At 63.4% G+C, this 22910-nt stretch carries 20 protein-coding genes; 19 read left to right on the forward strand and 1 reads right to left on the reverse strand.

From position 1 onward, the window contains the following. Positions 1-4 precede the first annotated feature (4 nt). From ASE69_RS03490 to ASE69_RS03580, 19 genes are all read left to right on the forward strand, one after another. The gene (locus ASE69_RS03490; RefSeq protein WP_056482756.1) at positions 5-295 is read left to right on the forward strand and encodes a hypothetical protein; all 291 of its coding nucleotides are present in this window, start codon (positions 5-7) and stop codon (positions 293-295) included. A gap of 21 nt (positions 296-316) precedes the next feature. Beyond that, on the forward strand, positions 317-1678 hold the full coding sequence (locus ASE69_RS03495; RefSeq protein ID WP_056482760.1) for a phage portal protein: 1362 nt from the start codon (positions 317-319) through the stop codon (positions 1676-1678). Then, positions 1675-2607 carry a collagen-like protein gene (locus tag ASE69_RS03500; RefSeq protein ID WP_056482763.1) on the forward strand — a complete coding sequence of 311 codons (933 nt, stop codon included), beginning with the start codon at positions 1675-1677 and terminating at the stop codon, positions 2605-2607. The genes ASE69_RS03495 and ASE69_RS03500 overlap by 4 nt, the downstream gene beginning before the upstream one ends. Beyond that, the gene (locus ASE69_RS03505; RefSeq protein WP_156362106.1) at positions 2607-3170 is read left to right on the forward strand and encodes a head-tail connector protein; all 564 of its coding nucleotides are present in this window, start codon (positions 2607-2609) and stop codon (positions 3168-3170) included. Before ASE69_RS03500 ends, ASE69_RS03505 begins: the two co-directional genes overlap by 1 nt. Next, on the forward strand, positions 3167-3514 hold the full coding sequence (locus ASE69_RS03510; protein WP_056482769.1) for a head-tail adaptor protein: 348 nt from the start codon (positions 3167-3169) through the stop codon (positions 3512-3514). The genes ASE69_RS03505 and ASE69_RS03510 overlap by 4 nt, the downstream gene beginning before the upstream one ends. Positions 3515-3540: 26 nt before the next feature. Then, the gene (locus ASE69_RS03515) at positions 3541-4062 is read left to right on the forward strand and encodes an HK97 gp10 family phage protein (RefSeq protein ID WP_056482772.1); all 522 of its coding nucleotides are present in this window, start codon (positions 3541-3543) and stop codon (positions 4060-4062) included. After that, on the forward strand, positions 4062-4469 hold the full coding sequence (locus tag ASE69_RS03520; protein WP_056482775.1) for a hypothetical protein: 408 nt from the start codon (positions 4062-4064) through the stop codon (positions 4467-4469). The genes ASE69_RS03515 and ASE69_RS03520 overlap by 1 nt, the downstream gene beginning before the upstream one ends. Positions 4470-4481: 12 nt before the next feature. Beyond that, positions 4482-4691 carry a hypothetical protein gene (locus ASE69_RS03525; RefSeq protein ID WP_056482778.1) on the forward strand — a complete coding sequence of 70 codons (210 nt, stop codon included), beginning with the start codon at positions 4482-4484 and terminating at the stop codon, positions 4689-4691. A gap of 68 nt (positions 4692-4759) precedes the next feature. Further along, positions 4760-5212 carry a hypothetical protein gene (locus ASE69_RS03530; protein ID WP_056482781.1) on the forward strand — a complete coding sequence of 151 codons (453 nt, stop codon included), beginning with the start codon at positions 4760-4762 and terminating at the stop codon, positions 5210-5212. A 110-nt stretch (positions 5213-5322) separates the two neighbouring features. Beyond that, a complete protein-coding gene (locus ASE69_RS03535; RefSeq protein WP_056482784.1) occupies positions 5323-5742 on the forward strand; it encodes a hypothetical protein in 420 nt (139 codons plus the stop codon). A 137-nt stretch (positions 5743-5879) separates the two neighbouring features. Continuing rightward, on the forward strand, positions 5880-6173 hold the full coding sequence (locus ASE69_RS22725; RefSeq protein WP_082452791.1) for a hypothetical protein: 294 nt from the start codon (positions 5880-5882) through the stop codon (positions 6171-6173). A gap of 47 nt (positions 6174-6220) precedes the next feature. Continuing rightward, the gene (locus ASE69_RS03545; RefSeq protein WP_056482790.1) at positions 6221-11038 is read left to right on the forward strand and encodes a phage tail length tape measure family protein; all 4818 of its coding nucleotides are present in this window, start codon (positions 6221-6223) and stop codon (positions 11036-11038) included. Beyond that, entirely contained in the window at positions 11035-15564 is a 4530-nt protein-coding gene (locus tag ASE69_RS03550; protein ID WP_056482793.1) for a hypothetical protein, read from the forward strand. The genes ASE69_RS03545 and ASE69_RS03550 overlap by 4 nt, the downstream gene beginning before the upstream one ends. Further along, positions 15549-16289, forward strand: a complete 741-nt coding sequence (locus tag ASE69_RS03555) for a hypothetical protein (protein WP_056482796.1) — start codon at positions 15549-15551, stop codon at positions 16287-16289. Before ASE69_RS03550 ends, ASE69_RS03555 begins: the two co-directional genes overlap by 16 nt. 64 nt (positions 16290-16353) lie before the next feature. Further along, complete coding sequence (locus tag ASE69_RS03560) at positions 16354-16842, forward strand: hypothetical protein (protein ID WP_056482798.1); 489 nt, start codon at positions 16354-16356, stop codon at positions 16840-16842. Next, positions 16839-17135: a hypothetical protein gene (locus ASE69_RS03565; RefSeq protein ID WP_056482801.1), complete on the forward strand. Its 297-nt coding sequence runs from the start codon at positions 16839-16841 to the stop codon at positions 17133-17135. The genes ASE69_RS03560 and ASE69_RS03565 overlap by 4 nt, the downstream gene beginning before the upstream one ends. A gap of 331 nt (positions 17136-17466) precedes the next feature. Next, positions 17467-17982, forward strand: coding sequence for a TIGR02594 family protein (locus tag ASE69_RS03570; protein ID WP_056482804.1), 516 nt, complete (start codon positions 17467-17469; stop codon positions 17980-17982). Further along, positions 17979-18428: a hypothetical protein gene (locus ASE69_RS03575; RefSeq protein WP_056482807.1), complete on the forward strand. Its 450-nt coding sequence runs from the start codon at positions 17979-17981 to the stop codon at positions 18426-18428. The genes ASE69_RS03570 and ASE69_RS03575 overlap by 4 nt, the downstream gene beginning before the upstream one ends. A 148-nt stretch (positions 18429-18576) precedes the next feature. Beyond that, positions 18577-21675, forward strand: a complete 3099-nt coding sequence (locus tag ASE69_RS03580; protein ID WP_082452792.1) for an FAD-dependent oxidoreductase — start codon at positions 18577-18579, stop codon at positions 21673-21675. Positions 21676-21702: 27 nt separating this feature from the next. On the opposite strand, the gene ASE69_RS03585 is transcribed toward ASE69_RS03580, so the two are convergent. Beyond that, a protein-coding gene (locus ASE69_RS03585) for an IS3 family transposase (RefSeq protein WP_156362107.1) occupies positions 21703-22850 on the reverse strand; the annotation gives its coding sequence in 2 pieces (ribosomal slippage) (positions 21703-22592 and positions 22592-22850; 1149 coding nt in all). Between the last annotated feature and the right edge of the window lie 60 nt (positions 22851-22910).

Genomic DNA, 22910 nt, shown 5'->3' on the forward strand with positions numbered 1-22910 from the left:
CCTCTTGAAGAAGGACGAGCAGATGCCGACCACCGCAGAATTGCTTGAGCAGTCCCGCAAGGACCTCGAAGCGCAGAACAAAGCCGCGATGGAACGGATGGACAACGTCCAGCCGACGCCAACGCAGTTCGAAGTGGACTCCGCCAAGATCAGCACGCCGACGCTCGACGAGCTCGACAGCAAGGAAGATCACGGCGCCCCCGAAGAGCGCTCGCTCGAAGGCGGTAACGCTGCCGAGTACCGCACCCGCGCGAGCCGCGCGGGCCGCGGGGCAAAGTCGACCTCGGCGGAATAATACGTGGCTGGGTCCCTCTCCATGGTGAAGTCGTTCTTCGGCTTCGGCGACACGACGACGAAGTCGGCAGAGGGACCCTCCCAGGTTATTTCCATCGGTGGTGGGCGCGCAGCGGATGCGCCGGTCAACTGGTGGCAGATGGGCATGGACATCTCGCGGGAAGGTCGCTCGTCGATGGTCGAGGCATGTGTCTCGGCGTACGCGCAGACCACCGCGATGTGCCCCGGCAACCACTGGCGCTCTAGTCCCGAGAAGGGCCGCGAGCGCGTGACCACGTCCGCGCTGACGCGGATCCTGCGCTATCCAAACGACTATCAGTCGATCTCGGATTTTCTGCTGAACGCGGTGCGTTTCCTGCTGGATGACGGCAACGCCTATGCGCTCGTCGTCCGCAATAACCGGTTCGAGCCGATTGAATTGCATCTGATGAGCTCGGCAATGTCAGGGCCGCAGATCGCATATGACGGCAGCATTTTCTATCACATGGGCGGCAACCCAATCGTCGATGCTCGCTACGGGACGCAGATTGTCGTTCCGGCCCGCGACGTGCTTCACCTCAAGTTACATACCCCTCGCCACCCGTTGGTCGGCGAAACGCCAATGGCAGCAGCGGCTCTGCAACTCGCAGCCGGCAACGCAGCGCTGACGAGCCAAATTACGTTCTTTCTGAATCAGTCGCGCCCCTCGTTCGTGCTGACGACCGACCAAAAGCTTACGCCCGAACAAGTCCAGCAGCTTCGAACGCTTTGGGACGATCAGTCCAAGGGCATGAACACCGGCGGCACGCCGATCCTCACCGCTGGCCTTGGCCCCAAGCCAATCGGCTCGTCGGCGAAAGACGCCGAACTTGCAGCCATCCTCAAGCTTTCCGATCAGGCGATTGCGCATGTCTTTCGCGTTCCCCTCCAGGTTCTCGGGACCGGCGACACACCTTTTGCCTCCACTGAGGCCCTAATGCATTCGTGGCGCGCTGGCGGGCTCGGCTTCATCCTTAATCACATCGAAGAAGCGATAGGCTTGCTCTTTCGCCTCTCCGGGCAGCCCGAAGAATATGTTGAGTTCGACACTAGCGCGCTGCTTCGCTCTGCGTTTGCGCAGCGGGTTGAAGGTTGGGCCACTGGCGTGAAGGCGGGAATCTTTGACCGTAATGTAGCACGCGCCGATTTCGAGCTGGCGCCGGTTGCAGGCGGGGAAGAGCCATGGGTCCAACAGCAGGACATCCCGCTTAGCGTCGCTGCCCAGATGGCGAAGAGCCCGCCCCCTGCACCAGCGCCCACAGCCCCGGCAGAGACGACCAACGAGGAGCCGGAAATGAGTAGCGACGAGGTATCCGCGTCAATCATGGCTTCCGTGCAGCGCCACTGGCCGGTGGAGGCGGCATGATCGAACGTGATCTCACCGCAATCATGGCCGGTGTTACACCGGTCCTGCGCGACCACTTTCACGGCTTGGCAACGCGACTGCTGCGCGAGGCGGAACAGGCGGAAACGCTCCGGGCGTCCGAGCATCGAGCTATAATGGCCGAGCATCGCGCCTGGATTGTCGAGGAGCGCGCCGCGCTCGCAGACCTCACCCGGCAAGTGAATGAGCGCCTCGCAACCGTTCGAGACGGAGTCGACGGCCAGAATGGCACTGACGGAACGCATGGACGCGATGGTGTCGACGGGAAAGATGGCGCAGACGGCGCGCCCGGCACAAATGGCAACGACGGACGTGACGGTGTTGATGGTCGCGACGGGGAAGCCAAGGACGGGATTGACGGTCAGAACGGTGTCGATGGCGCACCCGGACGCGATGGCATTGATGGTGCAAACGGCAATGACGGCGCACCCGGCCGCGATGGCGCAGACGGGAAACACGGTACCGATGGCGTTGACGGCGCTCCAGGCCGCGATGGCGTTGATGGAAAAGACGGCACGAACGGTACCGATGGTGCTCCCGGCATCGACGGAAAAGACGGCGCGAACGGCGTTGACGGCAGAGATGCCTACGCCGGTGAAGCCCGCGGACTTTATGACGAGACCGGGCTCTATCGTGCGCTCGACGTCGTCAGTTTCAATGGTTCCGAGTGGCGGGCCAAGACAGACAACCCCGGTGCGCTGCCAGGCGACGGCTGGATGTTGTCGGCGCAACGCGGCAAGCGCGGTGACCGCGGCGAGCAGGGGCCGATCGGTAAGGCCGGTGCTCCCGGCCCGGCTATCATCGCCGGCAAGGCGGATGGCTCGTCGATGCAACTCACGCTCGCGCGAGACGACGGCGAAGCCGTTACCGTAGATCTGTACGACCTCGCTGACGCGATTCGGAGCGTCTGATGATCACGATTATTGAGCCCCCCAAGCCAGTCGTCACGTGGGAGGACATGGCACCGCAGCTGGCGCTTGAAGCCGATGATATACGAAAGCCGCTGGTCGAGGCCTACGTCGCTGCGGCAACCTCTCACATCGATGGTCCGACCGGATGGCTGCAGCGTTGTATCGGCGTCCAAACGTTAGAGATCAGGTTCGAGGCGGCTCGCAGCCGATGCGTTGCACTCCCCTGCCCCCCGGTCATTGATATCGTCAGCCTATCCTATCTCGATCTTGACGGCGTGCTGCAGGAGGCTTCGGTCGACGGCGTTGAATTGGTCGATGGCACGCTGCACCCGATCACTGGCGCCTGGTCGTGGGAAACCGCATCGGCCCGTCGCGACGCCGTTCGGGTTCGCTATCGTGCCGGTTACGAAACCGTGCCGCCATCGATCAAGGTCGCGATCATGATGATGGCGACGGACCTGTTCCGTAACCGTGGCACGGTCGCTGTCGGGTTGTCCGCGACGTCCGTTCCAATGTCGACGACGGTAGAGGCGCTGTTAGGCCCCTTCCAGGTGTTTCGATGATCGTCGACCCGGGTTCTCTCAATCGCCGGCTACGGATCGAGAAGCCGGTTGCGGACACGGAGTTTGACGGCGCGGGGTCCGGATCGTGGGAGCTCGTGGCAGATGTCTGGGCGAGCGTTCAGGACGTGTTGCCAAGCCGGGCTGAGAACCTTGCCGATGGAATGAACGTCTCGGCTCGACCCGCTCGTGTCAGGATGCACCACCGTACCGGCATCACTGCCGCCATGCGGTTCGTCGAAGGCGAGCGCATCATGCAAATCATTTCAGGTCCCGCCGAACTTGGATTTCGCGAGGGGCTTGAGTTCATGGTCGAGGAGTACAGTGCGGCCGGCAACGGCGCCTGATGCCTATTCTGAAAGGGCGCGAGGGTATGCAGCGCCGTCGGAACGAGGTCCCTGACAAGATCAGGAAGATTTTGCGCGGTGCCGCCCGCGCGGGTGCGACGGTGATCGCTGACGATGCGAAGCAACGGGTCGCATCCGATGCGGTTCGCGAAGGCGTCATCATCGGGCGATCAAAGGAAGTCGACGAACGGATAACGGTCAAGATCGCCGTCAAAGAAGGCTGGGCTCGCTCGCTCGGTACATGGCTGGAGTACGGCACCAGCGCCCACTTCATCAGCGTCGACCCGAACTTCGCCGAAGGCCGGACCGCTGCCCGGGTCAACAAGCTCGACACGGACGCTGCGAAGGAAGGCCGGTCTGGCCCCGGCGCAACGCTCGTCATCAACGGCAAGCCGGTCGGCGCGACTGTGTTTCACCCTGGCACAAGCGCCGAGCCCTGGTTGCGGACGGCGCGCGACGTGAAGGCGCGAGACGCCATTCAAACGGCGCAGGAATACATCACCACCCGCGTGAAGCGCTCCACGCCTACCACCGACGGGGAAGTCTGATGGACGGTGCAGGGATCATGGGCGACGTGCTGCGCAAGAACGTAGCCCTGACCGCCGTCATTCGCCCTGAGGCGATCAAGGGCGGACGTCTCGCCGATGACGAGGGGTTGCCCGTTCTGCTCGTCCGATCGCTCAGCATCGTCGACCGGCAATCGCTGGCGCTGGAAGCCATGGTCCGAACGACGGAGCGGATCTCGGTCACCGTGCGCGCGGCCAGTTACCGCGACCGCAAGACGATCATGGGGCTGCTGCGCTCTGCCGGCCGCGCCGGGCTCGTGATCGCCGCGCTGGACGATGCGCGCGACATATCCGTGCTGACCGCCGGCGCAGGCCCCGAACTGAACGGCCCCGGCAACAGCTTCGAACGCAACCAAGATTTCTACGTCTCGTACGACGCACCAGCCTGAAGGAGAACGATCATGGCAGCCAAGAACGACAAGAAGACCCTCTATGCGACGCGCGACTTCAAGGATGCGGGCACGACCCGTTTCTTCGAGCGCGGCACCGAGATCAGCGACGCGGAAGATGGCGTGATCGCCAACTACGTCGCCGCAGGCCTCGTCTCGCACGAGAAGCCAGTGCCACCCGCTGAAGCCGAGAAGGCCGCGCTCGACGCCGTCCTCGGTTAATCTTCTTTCCTGCCCGCGACAGGACTGACCCGCCGGCACCGCCGGCTCGCTGACTGGAGAATACCATCATGAGTTCCACGACTGCGGCGGGTTCGAAACTCGCCATTTCCGCGGGCGTCCCCTCTGCCCAGACTGCCACCGCCTACAAGGCGCTGACCTACACCACGGTCGGCGGCGTTGAATCGATCGGCGGCTTCGGCGCGTCGACCGAAGTCGTCACGTTCACGCCGCTCGATGGCCCTGTTGAGAAGTATAAGGGCCCGACCAACTACGGCCAGCTGAGCCCGACCATGAAGGTCGACGACGCTGACGCCGGGCAGGCATTGATCCAGGTCGCCTCGCTGCCGACGAGCCTCGACCTCTATGCTGTCCGTATCACCAAGCCAGACGGCACGCTTCGATACTTCCAGGCACGCGTCTTCGGCTTCCCCGAGACGATCGGTGCCGCGAACTCGATCATTACCGCCGCACCGGCGATCGAGATCAACACCGTCGTCATCAAGGACGTGGCGGCAGCCTGACTCAAGGTTACGGCGCCCGCGACGCCGGCTTCTCTACGCATCAACCTGCTCTCGCTGTCGCGGGTGCGGAGCAGGTTGATGCACCCATCATACCCGCGAGGTAATACACCATGGACATTCTCACGCAGGCAATCGCCGACACCGCCCCGCTGCATCTCAAGGATGCCAATGGCGTTCTCATGTATAGCGGCGAGGGTGCCGATCGTCGGCCGGTTCGCGTCATTCTGCATAGCCCCGGCAGCGAGGCTTATGCCCAGATCGAAACCAAGCAGACGCAGCGCGTCCTCAAGCGCCTCGACGACAACGATGGCAAGCGCACAGCGATGAGCGCGGAAGAGCGCCTCGCCCAGACGGCCGAAGACCTCGCTGATGCTACCGTCGAGTTCGAGAACCTGACGCTCGCCGACAAGACCGGTCGCGCCCTCGCTCTCGCAGTGTACGGCAACCGTAGCCTTGGCTTCATCGCCAACCAGGTGAGCAAGGCGCTGGCTGACTGGGGAAACTTCAAGGGCGCGCCAGCAACGCCCTAATCCTCTACGCGAAGCGACTGGCGTGGCTGAACGCCACGCCGCGCCCGCCGGCAGGGACGCCGCGAGCCGCTGCGTTCAATCTGGCAACAGCCCCGTCACGGCTCGACACGCTCAAGCGTGACCGCATTCCGGTGCAGATGCCGCCACTTCCCCTGCCGCATCTGATCGAGCGATGGACCGAGATCGGCATGACCGGATCGAACGGCATGTCAGCCACGCCGCTTAGCTGGACTGAGATCGCCGCGTGGCAGGCGAACACCTGCATCCGGCTGTCGCCATGGGAAGCCCGGATCATTCGGGCGTTGTCGCTAGCCTATGTCGGTCAGAGCCGAGACAGCGAAGAGGAAACCTGCCCGTCCCCGTGGCGCGGTGCGGTGACCGAAGCGGAAAAGGCGGCCGAGGTCGCGATCCTGGACTCCGTACTCGGCTGACCCGTCGGCCAATCCCGCAATCTGAAAACCGGTGGAAAGGACGCATCATGGACGAAGATGACGGCATGCTTTCCGCCGGTTTCGCGATCGACACACAGGGTGCGTTCAGCGAGCTCCAGCGGTTCTATCAGTTCTTTGATAGCGGCACGATCAAGGTGCTCGACGAGATGCGCAAGGTCGAGGTCGCTACTGGCGGCATGATGAAACTAGGTGGGGCGACCCGCGAGGTAGCGGCGTTTAGTGCTGCGGCGAAAGGTGAACTAACCTCCGTCCGACAGACGGCCGAAACGATCGTTTCGAGCGTCGGAGGGCTCTCTGCCGCCATCAGCGTCACCGGTGCAGCGGCCAGTCGTGAGGCCCGTGCGCTTGCCCGTGAGAAGACGCTAACCGCGACCGCGGGCGAAGCTTTGATCCGGACGCTTGAGCGTGAAGCGATGGCGCTGGGTAAAACCAAGGAAGAGATGCGTGCGGCCAAGATCGAGGCCATCGCGCTCTCAGCGAACCAGCAAGGCAACACCGACCTCGCCGATCGCCTGCTCGCTGCTGCCCGCCAGCGTAAGTTTGCAGCAGACTCGGTCGCCGAGGCCGAAGAAGAGGCCGGCCGCAAGGTAGCGGCGTCGGCAGCGCAGCAGGAACAGGCTCTGCGATCGGCTGCATTTGCACATGATCAGTTCGAAGCAGCCGCGCGGCGTGGAGTCTCGGCGATGCGCGAGCAGGACGCGGCAGCCGAACGCGATGCCGCGTCGCTTGCGCAGTTGCGCGCGATGGTCGACCCGGCTGCTACCGCTCAGGAACGGCTGAACCGCGAGATCGCCGAGGCGCGTCGGGTTATGACCGCCGCCGGTGCGTCGGCAGCAGAGCTTGGCTTGGCCGAGAAGATGCTCGGCGACCGTGCGGAGTCTGCTGCCCAGCGGCACGACATGATGGCGGGTTCTGCGCGCAAGAGCGGGTTTGCCTTGCAGACGGTTGCCCTCCAGCTGCCGGACATCACGCAGGGGCTGCTCACCGGGCAGAAGCCGATGACGGTCTTCATTCAGCAGGGCTTTCAGATTGTCCAGGTCGGTATGATGGCAGAAGGTGGTCTGCGCGGGTTCGGCAAAGAGCTTGGCGCTTTGGCACTCCGCTTTTCGCTGCTGTTGATCGGTCTGGCCGCTGCCGGCGCTGGCTTTGCGCTGTTCAACCGGTGGATCAACGAAGGCGTCAAGAACGAGCAGCTGACCAGCGGGCTCGGCAAGATCACCGGCGGTGCCGACGCCACGAAGCAGGAGCTCTTCAAGCTTAAGGACGCGACGATCACCTGGGCGGACACGTCGTCAGCGCTCTTCACTGTGGTCGGCAAGGACGTCGCTGCGGTCTTCGTCGGCGACATGAAGACGATGGGCAAGGACGTGAAGAGCGTCCTCGACGATCTGACCTCCTATGGCCGGCAGGCGCTCGCGGGTCTGTATGCCGGCGTCGCGGGCATGAAGGCATACCTTGGGGAGGTCGAGAAGGGCGGCGTGCTCGGCATCGGCAAGATGCTGATCGGTCAGGGCGATCCGAAACTGATCGAGAAGACCTTTGGCGCGCAATACGACATCGCGGACAAGTATCTGACGAAGCTGGGCGGCCGTGTGCGGACCGAAGCGATCAAGAACGCTCGGGAGCGCAACGCCAAGACGATCGGCTTCAATAACGAGCCGAAGCCTAAGACCGATCAGCATGCGGCGTCGCTGGCGCGGGATGCCGAAGCGACTGAAGCGCAGATCCGCAACCTCTACAAATTGGCGGAGGCCTATGGCGTATCTGGTGCCGCGGCATTGATCGCCGAGGCGCGCGTCAAGGCGGAGAGTGCAGCGATCCGCAAGCGGGCCGATATTGAGGCGTCGGTCGATCGGCAGGTTCGATTGTCGATCGCTCAACGTGTCTCGGACTCCGAGAAGGGTTCGGCGACGATGCGCGATCAGGCGCGCATCCAGACGATGGTCAACGGCGAGGTTGCCGCTGGTAACGTCTCGGCATCGCACGCGAATGAGTTGATGCAGCAGCGCTTAGCTGAGCTACCACTGCTCTTCGCCCTCGAAGCGGCACAGCAGCGTGGACTGAAGACCGAGGTCGAAAAGGCCACGAAGGCGCTCGACGATCAGCGCAGCGCGCAGGCCGATCTCGATGCGTCCGCGATGGGTGCGCGGTTTGTCGCGGCGGACAGCGCAGCCAATGATCGGCTGGCCGATCTGCGCGAAGAGCTTTCGCTTATCGGTGCGACCGACGCTGCCCGTACTGCAGCACTTGCGACAACGCGTGCCACCCGCGAGGCGGAGGTCATGTTCCCCGGCGCCCTGGCAAACCAGCGGGACTATATCGCCAAGCAGGTCGAGATCTCCGGGCTCGAATTGCAATCGAAGCTTCGCGCTGACGCTCTCAACGACAGTCTGAGCTACCAGGGCGACCTGCTCGACCAGATCGCGACGAACGTTTCTAACGCTGCGCAGGGGATGGCTGATGCGTTCGGCGAGGTAGGCCGCGCGATCGGCGATACCGTTTCGATCTACGCCTCCTTCGCGGCGCAGCAGGAACGCGTCGGCGCCGCGCACAAGCAGCAGCTGATCATCCTGAACCAGAACACGAACGCCGAGCAGCGTGACGCGTCCATCAAACGCGAAAACGGGCTCTTCGCGACAAAGAACGCGACCGCGCAGGTCGGGCTGTACGGCGACATGACGCACGCGGCGAAGGGGTTCTTTAAGGAAGGCTCGGACGGTTACAAGGCAATGGCGACCGCTGAGAAGGTGTTCCGCGCCGTCGAGTTCGCCATGTCGATCCGCTCGATCGCGCAGGATGCCATCGAGACGATCACGTCGATCACGAACAGCGGCGCGCGTGCAGCAGCTGCGGGTGCGGAAGGCGTCGCCAACCAATCGAAGCTGCCCTTCCCGGCGAACCTCGCAGCCATGGCCGCCACGGCTGCGGCGCTGGTTGGTGCCGGCATCGCGGTCGCTGGCGGCTTTGGCGGCGGCAAGAACACGCTGCCGAAGGCCAATGACGGCACCGGAACCGTGCTCGGTGATACCGAGGCCAAGTCGGAAAGCATCAAGCGCGCGATCGACGACCTAAAGAATGTCGATACGCTCATGCTGACCTCGTCGCGCGAAATGGCTGGGTTGCTGCGTTCGATCGATAGCCAGATTGGCGGCGTCGCGTCGCTGATCGTGCGCGCCGGTGACGTCAACGCGTCGGGCGGTGTCAGCGAGGGCTTCAAGACGAACGCTGTCGGCTCCGTGTTGAAGGCGATCGTCCCCGTGTTCGGCGGTGCGCTCGCCTCGCTGTTCGGCACCAAGACGAAGGTCGTCGGCAGTGGCCTATCGGGTGGGCCGCAGTCGCTCGACTCGATCCTGAACGGGGGCTTCGATGCGTCCTACTATTCGGATGTTCAGAAAAAGAAGAAGCTGTTCGGCATCACGACCAGCACGAAGTATGCTACCCAGTATACGGGCGCCGATGCAGGCCTCGAAAATCAGTTCACGCTGATCCTCAAGAACTTCAACGGCGCCATTGCGGCAGCCGCTGGCCCGCTCGGCGAGTCCACCGCCGAGATCCAGCGCCGGTTGAGCGGCTTCATCGTCGACATCGGTAAGATCGACCTTCAAGGCCTCACCGGCGACGAGATCCAAGAGAAGCTATCGGCCGTGTTCGGTGCGGCAGCCGATAAGATGGCGCTAGCAGCCTTCCCCGGCTTCGAGCGGTTCCAGAAGGTCGGCGAGGGTGCTTTCGAGACGCTGGTCCGTGTCGCTTCGACCGTCGAGGCCGTCAGTGCATCGCTCGATCTGCTGGGCGGTTCGGCGCGGGGCCTTGGGATCGACGCCAAGCTTGGCCTGGCGGATCAGTTCGACAGCGTCAGCGACTTCAACAGCGCGGCTGATGCATACTTTCAGACATTCTACAGCAAGGAAGAGCAGGCTGCGGCGAAGACCGCCCAGTTCGCCAAGGTGTTCGATAGCCTCGGGATGGCGATACCTGAAACGCTCGCTGGCTTCCGTCAGCTCGTCGACGCGCAGAACCTCACCACGTCGGCCGGCCAGTCGACCTATGCCACGCTCCTGCAACTCGCGCCCGCATTCGCCGATCTCAAGTCGGCGATGGACGGTGCCAAGAGCGCGGCCGACATCCTCGCCGAGCGGCAGGATCTTGAACGCAAGATGCTTGAGCTCAACGGCGACACCGCCGCGATCCGCGCGCTCGATCTCGCCAAGGTCGATGTCAGTAACCGCATGCTTCAGCAGCAGGTCTGGGCGATTCAGGACGCCCAGGCAGCAGCGAGCGCAGCCAAGCAGCTGAGCTACGCATGGTCGAGCGTTGGCGACAGCATCGATGCAGAGATCAAGCGCATCCGCGGCCTGTCCGACGGCGCGGGCGGCACGACGTTCGCTACGGCGATGGGCGAGTTCAACGCGGCGACGAATGCGGCGCGCGGCGGTGATCAGGACGCAGCCAAGCTGCTGCCGGGTCTCAGTCAAGCGCTGCTGAAGCTGGCCGGCGACAACGCTACCAGTCGGCAGGAACTCGACCGGGTCCAGTCGCAGACCGCGGCCAGCCTCGAACAGACCAGCGCCGTGATCGCTGCGATTGCCAAGGGCAACCTGCTGACAAGCGCAGGAACGGTAGCCGCGGCAGCGGTCGCGGCAAGCGCGGTCGCACCGGCGCCGACGGTCGCGAACGATGCCCGAGATCCTATTGCTCAACTCCGTGACGAGATCGCCCAGATGCGCGCTGACAATAATGCCGGGCATTCCGCCACGGCCGGGAACACGGCACGCATGGCGAAGAAGCTCGACGATGTCACGTCGCAGAGCGGCGGTGATGCTATCGCGATCGTGGCCGCAGCATGAGGGTCGTTCTCGACAACGGCACGTTGTTCGACCTCGGCGAGACCGAGGCAACGCCGTCGATCGGCATCACCGACTTTAGCCGACGCGTCACCGATGACTTCGGCGTCACGACGGTCGTCGAGCGCGGCTTCTCGCGCCGGTTGTCGGTGAAGCTGGCGCTGCCGTTCGACGGCGTCAGTGCGTTGCAGCAGCGGCTCGCCGATCTGCGCGCGACGTCGGCACTCTGGGTGGCAAGCGATCGGCTCGATTGGCTGTCGGTGCGCGGGTTCTACAAGGACTTCGATCTCGACCACGCCGTTCCGCCGGTCAGCTATTGCACGCTGACGGTCGAGGGGCTTGCCGAGACGACTACGGCTCCCGACGACGGCAGCGATCCGGCGCCGATCGGCGCGACCTCGACGCTGCGACTGATTCAGCCGGTGACGATCGACGGTGCGGCGCTGGCGAACAGCAGTGTTACCGAAGACGATTATCCCGAGTGGGCGGCCAGCGCGACGTACGCCACCGGTACCCGCGTCGTTAAAGCGGCGACGCATCGCGTCTACGAGAGTGCGGCGAACGCGAACGTCGGGAACGATCCGGCAGGCGTGTCGGGCAAGTGGCTCGATGTCGGCCCGACGAATCGCTGGGCGATGTTCGACCAGGCGCTCGGCTCGGTTACGAGCGCGGCCGACACGATCACGGTAGCGCTCGACGTCACCGGCGCCGATGCAGTCGCGCTGCTCGACGTCACCGGTGCCGCGGTTCGCGTCCAGGCGGACGGCTACGATCGCACCACGGATGTAGCGGCCGGCGCCATAACCTTTCTCGATCTCCCGCTGGTCACCGGCCGGGTGACGGTCACGATCGCCGGGACCGTTCAGGTGTCCGTCGGTACGCTGTTGATCGGCCGGTTGCGCAGCCTGGGGATCACCGAAGCGTCGCCAACGGCGGGTATCACCGACTTCAGCCGCAAGGTGGTCGACGACTTCGGTGACGTGACCGTTGTGCAGCGTGCGTGGTCGAAGCGGATGGCTGCCAAGGCGCTTATCCGCACCGATGCGGTCGACGTTGTTGCCAACCGCCTTGCCGCAGTTCGCGCGCGGCCATCGCTGTGGATCGGTCGAGCCGGTCTCGACAGCCTCACGGTGTACGGGTTCTTCAAGGACTTCTCGATCGAGGTCGGCGTCAATGTCAGCAAGCTGTCGCTGACCATTGAGGGACTGAGCAAGGCGGCCCCCGTCGTGCCGTTCTCATCGGGCGGGTCGGTCGCATGGCCTGACGTCACAGACCCGACCGGCACCAAGCCGACGGACAACGCGGACGTCACCAGCGACAACACGTCCAAGGATACGAACGCGGTTGGCGGTAAGCCCGCAACCGATCTGCTCAAGTCGCTCGACGAGCTCGAAAAGGTAACGATCCCGGCGGTCAACGCCGCGGTCGCGCAGGCCGACGCCCGGATCACGGCAGCAGCCGGGGAGGCCGCAGCAGCGGTCGCCGAGGCCAATGCGCAGATTGTCGCGGCCAATGGCCGGGTGACGGCTGCGCAGGCTACGCTTGATCAGGCCGTGACGGATCTGAACGCGGAGATCTCGCGCGCGCAGGGCAAAGACGAGCAGCTGTCGCAGCGCATCGATGCGCTGATCGTCGAAGGTAACGGCTACGACGACACGAACGTGCGCGCCCTTATCGAGCAGGCGGAGACGGTGCGGGCCGACGGAGACCGTGCGCTGGCCGAACGGATCGACCGGGTCGTCACGTCATATCAGGATCTCGACACCGCCACGAATGCTCGGATCACCGATACCGCGCAGGCGCTTGCGAGCGCAGACGAGGCCATCGCCCGACGCGCAACCGAGATCGAGTCCCGTGCAAGTACCTCGGGCGGCAACCTCGTGCCGAATAGCAGCCTCAGCACGCTGGACGGCTGGCTGCTCACATACAACTCAGGGCTAGCGTCCGAAGTCGGTTTGAACGGGGCCGGCGTGCCGTTCATGATCGGCGGCGTCGAGAACAACCTTGTGCTGCATCGTACTGCAGCCGGCGCGGGATTGTGCAGCGAAGCCCAAAGCAGCCCCTTCGCCGTTCGGCCCGGGTCGAGCCTACAGTTCTACGTGTTCACCGCGTCGCATCGCTGCCGTGCGTGGGTCTCTGTTTTCTTCCTCAATTCAGAGAATGCAACGATTGGTTACGGTGGCGAAAATCCCGGTGCCCGCATCAACGCCGGCGGCCAAGACCTCAACCAGTGGGACCAGACAGGGCTGAAGGAGACCGTCGTTCCCGACGGTGCGGTTCGAGCCACGATCGTCTTGCGATCGTACGACGTCGAGGTTGACGGCTATGCGTGGTTCTCCCGTCCGTTCGTTACTGAGGTCCGCCCGGGCACGACTACCTGGGCACCGTACAGCGCGGGCAACGATCGCGGCATCCTGTCGGCGACGCGTGCCCTCGTCAGTTCGGTCGCGACAACGCTGGCCGATGCCGATCAGGCGATCGGACGGCGGATGGACAGTGTCACTGCTGACTACCAGGGCCGTGATTCCGCAACGAACACGCGGATCACCGATACGGCGACCGCTTTGGCGAACGCCGACGAAGCCATTGGGCAGCGTATCAGCGAAGTGCAGAGCGGCTTCACGTCTGGCGGCGGCAACCTGCTGAGCAACACCGACTTCGTCACTTCGGACGGGTGGAGCGAAAGCTTCAACGTCTCGCCCCGCCCGAGTTACCTGATCAACGCTGCCGGCGCTCCGTATCATCCTGTTGGCGAGAGCGTACTTTCGATCGTTCAGGGCGAGCCCACCGGTGGTGATGCTTATTACGCCGACTGGGTTTCTCCCGTCGTCGCTGTCGTGCCCGGCTCCTTCATCCAGTTCTCGGCGATGTGCGCTTCTCATCGCGCCGACACGCAAATCTTTCTTGGCTGGATCGGCACAGACGGTGTGATTTTCGCCTTTGCCCCCGGCAACCTCAATAGTTCGACAGAGAAACTTGCGAACGATCCGACGCTTTATAAGCGCTCTGGTTTGGTAGCCGTTCAGGCGCCTGCGAACGCCGTCGCGGCTTTAATGCTGATGCGAAAGGGGGACACCTACGACGGGCAGGGTAACAGCTACGCCTGGTTCTGGCGGCCGTACATTGGGGGAGCTCGTCAGGGGCAGAACGGATGGAACGACTGGTCACCGGGTAGCGGTCGGGCGGTCCAGATTGCCACCGATGCGCGCGTATCGACGAGCATCACCACCCTTGCCAATGCCGACCAGGCGCTGGGGCAGCGGATCGACAGCGTCACCGCCGACTATCAAGGGCGCGATGCGAACACGAACGCCCGCGTCGACCAGGTGGCAACGTCGTCGGCAAATGCCAACCAAGCGGTGGCGGATCTCTCGACTACCGTCTCGACGCGGTTCGACGGCGTCAACCTGACGCTCAGCGGATACGACCAGCGCATCACCAGCCTTTCCAACGATCAGCAGGGCTATGTCGGGCGTACGAGCTCGCTGGAAGCTCAGATGTCGCGGCAGGCCCCTAGCGCGCTCAACAGCTTCACCGACGACGTTAACAATCGGCTGACGCAGGTCGATACGAACGTGAACGCGCGGATCAAGTCGAGCGAAGACGTCATTGCCGACCTGCCGAACCGGTACGCCGCGGCAAGCCGAACGGCGACGCTCGAGGCGCAGTTGAATGAGCGCGCCCCTAGCACTCTCCGCGGCGACCTCGACACCGTCAACGGGCGCATTGATACCGTCAACGGCAGCACGGTCACGTCTCTCAGTGCCCGCATTGAAGATCGCGCCACTGCCATCGCCGACGCCAAGGCCGGTGCGGTCGCATCGACACTGTCGCAGCTGCGCGCCGAGTATAACGGCACAGTTGCCTCGGTGACGCAGCAGGCGGGCGCGATCGTCAATCTGCAAGGCAAGGCCTCGGCGTACGTTCGCATCGTTGCGGATGCCGGCAACGGTCGCGCGGCGCTAAGCCTGTGGTCTGATCAATATGGCGGCGCCTGGACGCTTACCGGCAACGGCCAGATCGATGGCGACCTGACGGTCAATGGCACGATCACCGCCCGCAAGTTCGACAGGACCAGCATGTCGCGCGAGGGCACCGCTACGTGGTCGGGCTACATCACGCCAAGCGCCGGGCAGGTCATTACCGTGCCGTGGTCATTGTCGCTCACACAGATCCCACCAGTGGGGCGGTTCATCTACGAGTATTCGTTCGCCCTCACTACGAACGAAGGGCAAGCTGCCTATGGTGGTACGGACCCGCGCGGGCGGCCCATCACGATTTACTACGTCTCGGATGGGGGTGGGCTCGCTGTCTTTTGCGCCGATGGGCAGGGCAACGCCTATACACCGCGGCCCAACTCGTCGGATCCTGTTCTCGCAAGCACCGACTTCGTGCCGACGTTCACCGCCTCGGTGCGCATGGGGACGCGCAACGAAACGATTGACGATGGTGACAACGTCCAACGCTACGTTGCCGCCACCTACACCCTGACTGGCATCAATCTCAAAGTCACATGGGTAGCGATCTGATGTACCTGACCTATGAAACCAGGACGGGTGCGATCTGCGGGCAGTCGACGAGCGAGCCGCCTAACTATCCCGGTTATGCATCGATCGCCCTTCCAATCGCGCCGGATATCAACGCAAACTATGTCGACGGCCCCGCGGTAAAGCCACGGGTGACGATTGACTGGGCGAAAGTCCCCTCGGACGCTTTCGTCAGCACGAATGATGCAGTGCCGGTCACCGGGTTCGTCCTGCCGACCGCGCCGGGCACCTGGCGGTTACGCGCCGTGGGTAAGTACCGTGGCGAGCGGACCTTGACGATCCAAACGCCGGCAGAGGTCGACGCAACGCTAATCGATCAGACCAAGACCGAAGGTGAGCGCCGGCGAATGCTGGTGATGTCTCCGGGTGGCTCGAAGAAGACGGTCTATTCGCTGAAGCAGTCCGAGGTCGACAACTGGAACGATCTTGGCAGCAGCATCGCGACGTCGCTGACCGCCTTCCTCGGTCTGCCGGTGATCAAGCAAAAGCGGAAGTTCCGCTTCGCTCTCGCCGAGGCGGCATTCCGTGGCGAGCCAAACCCTGCTGCCGCAATCGCACGGTTCGCGGCAGGATCGGACGCGGCGAACGCCGAGGCTGCGCGCATCGAGGCGATCGAGCAGGCAGGTGTAGCGGCGATCAAGGCCGCAACGACGATCGCGGCCAAGCGCGCGGCGTATGCCGCCATCAACTGGAACTGGTCGGCCTGACGGCCGTCGCAACCCAAGGACAGACCATGAGCAATACAAGCTTCGCGGCCCAGGCGGTCGCGACATGACCCCGCTCGGCCATATCATCAGTGTCGTCGCGATCTGGACCATGATGCTCTTCGGACTTCGGTTCGCCGCGGCGGCCGGGGGCTGGCTGGTGCCCATCGGGATCGCAGGTTGGCGCCTTGCTCGCTGCAAAGAAATCGACAAACGAACGTGCAAAATCCGGTTCGTTCGAGCAGTCGACATACTTCATCTAGACCTCAATCGTGCGATCACGACGCCGTGGTCTGGGACGCTTCTGTTCGCTGGGTCAGTGCTGATCGGGCTTAGCTATTTCTTTGGATCGTCCGGCGACGCTGCGCAGCTGGTGTCGCGCTATCCCGAGACATGGAAGTCCTACGACATCGCAACCGACGCCGCAGCTGCGGTGATGTCGGTCACAGGAATGTCGTTCGTCCAAGCTGCGACCGCACAACGCCGCACGGCTAGTTTTCTCGTCTCTGGCGCGCTGATCGCCACAGGCATCGGCATCGGGGTGGTGACACTGTGAAAGACTGGCAGGCCTACGCCCTATCCGCATTTGCCGTTTTCGCTGGTCAGATGCTCCGTGTCGGACAGAAGATCGAAACCGGCAAGCCTGTCACTTGGCGCGACATCTTCGTCATGTGTTCACTTCTACCCGCCTTCGGCTCGATGGCCGGCGCCGCAGCATTGCACTTCGGCTGGCCGACTTGGTCGATCCTCGTTACCGGCACCAGCGCCGGATGGATTGGCTTCGGAACAATGCGCTTCGTCCTCCTAATCGCGCGCAACGTGGCGTCCCAGCTGACCAAGGGTGACTGAGTAACGGCCCGCTCTAACGGGGTGGCGAGAGCGGGCCGACCGTGGTCGGAGGACGACCACAGCAGGGGGAAAAACGCCCGACGTTGATTTGGTTCCACGCCCCGTAACGGCCCGCCTCGATAGCCAAGAGAAAACACGAAGCGGGCCGACCAGGCCACTGCCAAGCAAGCCCGGCAAATACTATCGCGCCAAAAGGGGCTTGTTCCTCGAGGTAACGGCCCGCCCCGACGGATCAAGAACGGAACGGGCCGACTGAGGTCAGGTGCGATCCGAACACTCAGCCGCGCTTGAACGGGCTGACGACAAAAAAGCTTCACATCGGAGAAAGAAAATGGCGACGGCACTAGAACCGGCGTGGCTTTCGGCTGCGCGGGCAAAACTCGGCACGCGTGAAGCAGCGGGCACGGCGAACAGCCCGACCATCATGGGATGGGCTAAGAAGCTCGGCACGAAGGTGCTGGGCATGGTCTACAACGCGGACAGCGTGCCGTGGTGCGGCCTGTTCGTTGCGACGTGCCTTGCCGAAGATGGCGTTCCGGCCGCACCGATCGCGGTGCGCGCGAAGGCCTGGGCAACGTGGGGCGCTCCCCTCCCGGCTGATCACCTAGCGCCCGGCGCAGTCCTCGTTTTCGAGCGTCCCGGTGGCGGTCATGTCGGCTTCTACGTCGGCGAGGATAAGACGAGCTACCACGTCCTCGGCGGCAACCAGGGCGACCGGGTTAGCATCATGCGGCTCGAGAAGTCCCGCTGCGTCGCGCGGCGCTGGCCGATCGGGCGGACCGTCATCGGGAAGCCGAAGATGATGACCGCGATCGCGGGCGTCCCCTCTTCTTCGAACGAAGCATGACCTGGGCGGCGGGCTTCGCCCTTCTGCGCCGGTTCTGGTGGGCCTTTCCGATGCTCGGCCTGTGCATAGCCCTGTGGATAACACGTGGAAAACTCGACGACCGCACGGCGACGTTGAAGGCCGAGCGCGCCGCGTGGACCACTGAGATCGCCAAAGCCGACAAGCTCCGAGCCGAAGCCGAGCAGCGGTTTGCCAGCCAGCAGAGCACCGCCCTGACGACATTCGCCAGCCGGCTCGTCGATCGTGAACCGATCATCCTTCGCTCCACCGACACTGTGAGGACCTATGCGCAAACTGATGCTGGCCGTGCTGCCTGCCTTCCTGCTGACCGCGTGCGCGGGATCGACGCGCTCGACGCTGAGCTATTCTCCGGTGATCCCACCAGTGCCAGCGGAGGCGACCAAGCCCTGCACGGTAACGCCAGTGCGCCGGCAGCCCGACGGTAGTTCCAACTCGTCCGACGCTGAAGGCACGATCCGAGACGCTCGAGCCGACGTCGCCCTCTGCGACGTGCGCCGACAACTCGCTGTCGACGCTTGGCCTCGCTGACCAACCAAACCTGACTTCACCGACCTTCAAGAGGAACGACACCCCATGTCTTATCCGATCACAACCCGCGGTGGCCGCGGCTCCGGCAATGCTACGCCCTACGTCCCCGCTCTTGGCGACCTCGTTCTTTCCGGAGCGTTAATCGCTGGCGTGCCGTCGTCGGGTACGATCCTAAACGCCACGACCGGGTCGGCGATCGTCAGCACCGTGTCTGGCCTGACGGTGAACAGCGCGGCGCGGACCTATAGTTATAACGGCTCGGGCTCGGCGGGCTCGACGAATAACGGCCTTACCGAAACGCTAGCCGGTGCGACGTTCAGCCCGCGCGGCAACGTCGTGACCATTGTGTCGGCTGCCGTCCCCGCGTTCACGTCGAACCCCTCGATTTCGCCCCAGGGCGGCAATGTTGGCGGTACGTTCAGCGGCATCGACGGCGCCATGAGCAACGGCGGGTCAATCCTCAGCCGGCGCTGGCTTCTTAACGGCACTTCGATCGGCAGCGGCACGACTGTCGTGCCAGCCTCGGCCGGGTCGCTTGTCTTCGAGAATACCGGCACCGGCAACGTAGTGGCGTCGTCGACTGCGGTCACGGTCGCTGCCGTCGCCGGTACGCCGAGCATTGCGTTCGCTGCTCCTACTGCGTCGGTCGCCGAGGGTGACAGCGGCACGAAGATCGTCAGCAACGTGATCAACGTCACCCGCAACGGTGTCACTGGTCCGCTCACGGTCTCCCTGTCCTATTCTGGGACGGCTACGAGCGGCACCGACTACGTGGCCGGACCGGTAAGCGGCACGATCGCAGACGGCCAGACTTCCCTGAGCTTCGACCTCACAATCAACGGGGACACCGGGGTTGAGAGCGACGAGACGATCGTGATCAATGCCGTCTTGGACGGATACTCGTCTGCGACCACTAGCAAGACGATCACGGTTACGAACGATGACGTCACGTCGACACCGGGCAGTACGCCTTCGGCAGTCGCCGGGCCGACGCCAACGGCAGGCACGCTCTCGACGTTCTCTTACGAGCCCGAAGCCGCGACGTTGTTCAGCGCCTATGCTGCCAAGGGATACACCCCGACGACCGGCCGCAAGCGCACTATCAATCGCTATATCCAGCGCAGCAAGGCGGCGGGTATCTGGGCGCTCGATATTGCCCGTTACATTCCGATCCCTGACTCCCCGGCGGCTTCGCTAATCAACATCAAGAACCCCGGCGTCAACGATCTGGTTGTCGAAGGATCGCCTAGCTTTGTCGATCCTCGCGCTGGCGTGAACGCCATCGATCCGAACACATTGACCAACGGCTATAATAGCTCCCCATCCGGTGCCACTACCTTCACCGCAACCCCTGGCAACCGGCTGAACACCGGTATTCAGTTGAAGGATTTGCCGGTCAACGACGTCCGTCTCGGTGGATTCTTCACCGGCTCGGGATCGACCAATTTCGAGTGCGGCGCACAAGATCCGACAACGGGTTACGGTATTGCGTTCGCCATGAAGTCGGGCGGCGGCACTATGGCCGCGAAGGCAATGGGTGCGGCATCTAACACGATGGGCGCTACGGCATCGTGGTCTGCAAACAAGATGGCTACGGTACAGCGTCGCAACGCCACGCAGATCGAAGGCTGGAGCGGACCGACCTTAGCTGCAACGGTGACCAATGCCGCGCAGACGATGACGTCGTTCACCCAGCCCATCACGTTCCTCGAGATGAACGGCCTCGCGACCCCGGCCTCAACGGCCAAGGGGTTCCTAGGCGGTGTGATCGGTCGAGCACTTAGCATGACCCAAATGCAAGAGGATTGGGCGGCGTATAAGGATCTGGTCGACTCGATTCAGTGGGGCGATGTCGATATCCGCGGTCCGGGCTTCCTGCCCGCACAGGTCGACGTCGACGTGGTTGTTAACGGCTGGACCGCATTTGGTTGCGCAGCTTCGTACCGCGTCGTGAGCCGCGGTAAGTCGTGTGCGTTCGTCGGCGCCTTTAACGACTTCACCACTTCCGACTTCGGCGGCGTCACCGCGAATGGACTGGGGTACACCGACGTCAAGGATACCGTGGCGTTCGGCGGTCTCGCTCGCTGGATGGTCACGCGCGCTCGCGCAGTTGACGGTGCGGTTACTGCTGCCGGATCAGGCGCTGCTTTCCAACTGCGTCCACGGTCTTTCAACGTCATCTGTCGGCAGATGCTGGATGGCTCTCGTCCGCAAGGTCGCAGTGTCACCGCTTATGCTACGGGTGGCGTCATCGCCGTCACCAAGAACGGGACTGGCGCCGGGACGACGTACACCGTCAAGACCCTGGACGGTCGGACGTTCACCTGCAAGCGCTACATCGACTGCTCTTACGAAGGTAATGCCGGCCTCGCGCTCGGCCTGCCGCTTACCTACGGCCGCGAAGCCTCGGGCAGCGGCTTGGAATCGCTTGGCGGTTGGAGCGGTACAACCTCTAACACGACGCGAGGTGATGGTCGCCCGCAGGGCATGACGGTTGACCCGTGGAAGACCCCCGGCGACCCATCGTCGGGAGTTATTTTCCCGCTCAAGGGCATCATGCCAACCGACAAGACAGTCGGTCAGGCTGACGATCAAGTACAGATGTCCAATTACCGGTTCACGGCTGGTGGGTCTGCAGTCAACGGCTGGAACTGGTCGCAGATCATGCCACAGGGCTCGCCGCCCCCTGGCTATGATCCGGCAAACTACGAGTTGCCCAAGCGCATGAGTGTGCAGACCGCTTACTCGCAGACGAGCTCGTGGTTCATGCTGCAAACAGCATTGCCGGGCGTGAATAACCAGTTCGACCACAACACGAATGCGTTCTCGACCGACTTTTCGGACTCGGGTAACATCATCGCGAACGCTGGGCTCGACCGCGACAAGCTTGTTTCGATCTCGAACAAGATACGCGATAACATCCTGGGGTTCTATTACGACACGATGTATTCGGGCGATACGCGGTACGCCTCGACTCTCGCGGCGAACATGGCGGCCGACGTCCTGCCGGTCGACAGCCATCTTGATCCAAGTCCGCTGACCGGTCGCCTGGGCTTCCCGAACCAGATGTATCTGCGCGAGCGGTTCCGTATGCGCGGCGGCGTTGGTGGGGCATTCTTCCTCGCCAGCGATGCAGTAGGTTGAGCTGCTGCCGGTCCCATGGACACCAAGTTAGGCTACATGAGCCTGCTTCTCGAAGTCCATGGGGCTGAGATAGCCCAAGGTCGAGTGCCKGCGCCTGGGATTATAGAAGCGTTCGATGTAATCGAACACGTCCTGCCTTGCCTGATTGCGCGTGCGGTAGGTTTTGCGCGCGATAAATTCGGTCTTCAACGAGGAGAAGAAGCTCTCCATCGCAGCGTTGTCCCAGACATTGCCGGACCGGCTCATCGAGCAGGTGACGCCATTGTCGGCCATCAGTCGCTGGAACTTCTCGCTGGTATATTGGCTGCCCTGGTCGGAGTGATGCAGCAGCGCATCGGGCTTGCCGCGCCGCCAGATCGCCATGACCAGCGCATCGGTGACGAGCTGCGCTGTCATCGTGTCGCTCATCGACCAGCCGACCACCCTCCGCGAGAACAGATCGATCACCGCGGCAGCATACAGCCACCCTTCGGCGGTCCAGATGTAGGTGAAGTCGGCTACCCACTTTTGGTTCGGCGCGTCGGCGCTGAACTGCCGATCGAGTAGATTGCTCGCGATCACCGAACGCACACCATCGTCCTTGGGAAGACCCCGACGACGCGGGCGTGCCATCAACCCGTGCAGGCGCATCAGCCGCTCGACACGATGCAGGCCACATGAAAGGCCTTCGGCCAAGAGATCGTGCCAGACCCGACGCGCACCATACGTGCGGTAGCTGGAGATGAAGCTGGCGCGGATCTTCCCCGCATACTCTTCATCGCTGCGCGACCGGGCACTTGCCGCCCGCACGAGCCAGGCGTGGAAACCACTGCGCGAGACATCGAGCGCCCCGCAAAGCCACGACACCGGCCAGATCCCTCGATGCTTTGCGATGAACCCGAACTTCATATCGAGTCCCTGGCAAAGTAGGCCGCGGCTTTTTTTAGGATGTCACGCTCRGCCTTCATCCGGGCCAGCTCGCGGCGCAGCCGCTCAATCTCCTGCTGTTCGGGCTTCATCTGACCGTTGCCTGGAAACGCTGACTGGGGATCAGCTTCCGCTTCGCGGACCCATTTGCGCAGCACGTTCTCGTGCAGGCCCAGGTCGCGGGCGGCCTGTGCCACCGCCACGCCCCGATCGCGGACCAACTTCACCGCCTCGAGTTTGAACTCTCGGCTGAACTTCCGTCGTTGCATTTACACCCTCCGGTTCCGAAAACACCTTATCTCGGTGTCCACGAAACCGGCAGCAGCTCA

Source organism: Sphingomonas sp. Leaf208, from assembly GCF_001421415.1.
Lineage (GTDB): Bacteria > Pseudomonadota > Alphaproteobacteria > Sphingomonadales > Sphingomonadaceae > Sphingomonas.

What these genes read in the sequence shown, in the direction of transcription:
- ASE69_RS03525 (WP_056482778.1), top strand. Translation starts at nt 4,482, where the DNA reads ATGGCAGCCAAGAACGACAAGAAGACCCTCTATGCGACGCGCGACTTC.
- ASE69_RS03550 (WP_056482793.1), top strand. Translation starts at nt 11,035, where the DNA reads ATGAGGGTCGTTCTCGACAACGGCACGTTGTTCGACCTCGGCGAGACC.
- ASE69_RS03555 (WP_056482796.1), top strand. Translation starts at nt 15,549, where the DNA reads ATGGGTAGCGATCTGATGTACCTGACCTATGAAACCAGGACGGGTGCG.
- ASE69_RS03515 (WP_056482772.1), top strand. Translation starts at nt 3,541, where the DNA reads ATGCAGCGCCGTCGGAACGAGGTCCCTGACAAGATCAGGAAGATTTTG.
- ASE69_RS03580 (WP_082452792.1), top strand. Translation starts at nt 18,577, where the DNA reads ATGTCTTATCCGATCACAACCCGCGGTGGCCGCGGCTCCGGCAATGCT.
- ASE69_RS03495 (WP_056482760.1), top strand. Translation starts at nt 317, where the DNA reads ATGGTGAAGTCGTTCTTCGGCTTCGGCGACACGACGACGAAGTCGGCA.
- ASE69_RS03530 (WP_056482781.1), top strand. Translation starts at nt 4,760, where the DNA reads ATGAGTTCCACGACTGCGGCGGGTTCGAAACTCGCCATTTCCGCGGGC.
- ASE69_RS03575 (WP_056482807.1), top strand. Translation starts at nt 17,979, where the DNA reads ATGACCTGGGCGGCGGGCTTCGCCCTTCTGCGCCGGTTCTGGTGGGCC.
- ASE69_RS03510 (WP_056482769.1), top strand. Translation starts at nt 3,167, where the DNA reads ATGATCGTCGACCCGGGTTCTCTCAATCGCCGGCTACGGATCGAGAAG.
- ASE69_RS03570 (WP_056482804.1), top strand. Translation starts at nt 17,467, where the DNA reads ATGGCGACGGCACTAGAACCGGCGTGGCTTTCGGCTGCGCGGGCAAAA.
- ASE69_RS03500 (WP_056482763.1), top strand. Translation starts at nt 1,675, where the DNA reads ATGATCGAACGTGATCTCACCGCAATCATGGCCGGTGTTACACCGGTC.
- ASE69_RS03505 (WP_156362106.1), top strand. Translation starts at nt 2,607, where the DNA reads ATGATCACGATTATTGAGCCCCCCAAGCCAGTCGTCACGTGGGAGGAC.
- ASE69_RS22725 (WP_082452791.1), top strand. Translation starts at nt 5,880, where the DNA reads ATGCCGCCACTTCCCCTGCCGCATCTGATCGAGCGATGGACCGAGATC.
- ASE69_RS03520 (WP_056482775.1), top strand. Translation starts at nt 4,062, where the DNA reads ATGGACGGTGCAGGGATCATGGGCGACGTGCTGCGCAAGAACGTAGCC.
- ASE69_RS03535 (WP_056482784.1), top strand. Translation starts at nt 5,323, where the DNA reads ATGGACATTCTCACGCAGGCAATCGCCGACACCGCCCCGCTGCATCTC.
- ASE69_RS03560 (WP_056482798.1), top strand. Translation starts at nt 16,354, where the DNA reads ATGACCCCGCTCGGCCATATCATCAGTGTCGTCGCGATCTGGACCATG.
- ASE69_RS03545 (WP_056482790.1), top strand. Translation starts at nt 6,221, where the DNA reads ATGGACGAAGATGACGGCATGCTTTCCGCCGGTTTCGCGATCGACACA.